1 protein-coding gene is annotated in these 861 nt (G+C 69.3%); it reads right to left on the reverse strand.

Features of this window, described 5'->3' with window-relative positions; all coding sequences use genetic code 11:
* Nucleotides 1–237: 237 nt before the first annotated feature.
* On the reverse strand, nucleotides 238–861 hold a 624-nt coding region (locus ABD323_RS42060), incomplete at its 5' end, for an ABC transporter substrate-binding protein (protein WP_344447342.1).

Raw genomic sequence — 861 nt, forward strand, 5'->3', positions numbered from 1 at the left:
GGTTGATGTCGTCGAGCACCGCGGTGGCCGCACCGGGCCGGCCGAAGGACTTGTGGACGGCCGAGATCCGCACCGCGGGACTGCCAGCGGCGGTCGCGGTGAGAGGGGTGACGTCGTTCTCGGTGCTCAGTGCCGTGCTCATGGCGGGCACCTCCTGGCGTGAGTGGCGAGGGAGGACGGGCAGGGGGGCGGGCAGTGGGGCTTCCGGTCGGGCTGTGTGGCCGGGTGGCTCGCCGGTCAGGAGGTCTTGCCGAGTCCGGCGTCCTGGACGGCGGGCTGTCCGGCGGCCTTGAGGACCTTGTTGAGCAGGGTGAGGTCGTAGATGCCGTTGATGTCGGGCTTCTTGAGCAGGCCGGCGTTGACGGCGTGGTCGGCCTCGGACTGCAGGGTGGCGGCGAGCGGGTCGTTGAGGAAGTCGATGCTCTTCCACGCCGGGTCGAGGATGTTGGCGGCCAGCGCGTTGCCGCCGGCCGCCTTGATGGCGTCGTTGGCGTCCTGCTTGGCCTTGTCGGGGTTGGCCGTGATGAAGGCGTTGGTGTTCACCGAGCCGCGCAGGACGGCCTCGACCACGTCGGGGTGGGCGGTGAGGAACTTCTGCGAGACGATGATGTTGGTGATCACGAACTGCTTGTTCGGCCAGAGGTCCTTCTCGTCGAGCAGGACCTTGGCGCCCTTGGCGACCAGCGCGGAGGCGGTGGGCTCGGGGACCCAGGCGCCGTCGATGGAGCCGGAGGCGTAGGCGTCGGGGGTGACCTTGTTGTCGGTGCGCACCACCGAGACGTCGCCGGCGCCGGACTGTGCGTCTTCCTCGTAGCCCTTGCCGACGAGGTAGTTGAGCAGGGCGACGTCCTGGGTGTTGCC

The organism is Kitasatospora nipponensis (genome assembly GCF_039528135.1).
Classification (GTDB): Bacteria; Actinomycetota; Actinomycetes; order Streptomycetales; family Streptomycetaceae; genus Kitasatospora; species Kitasatospora nipponensis.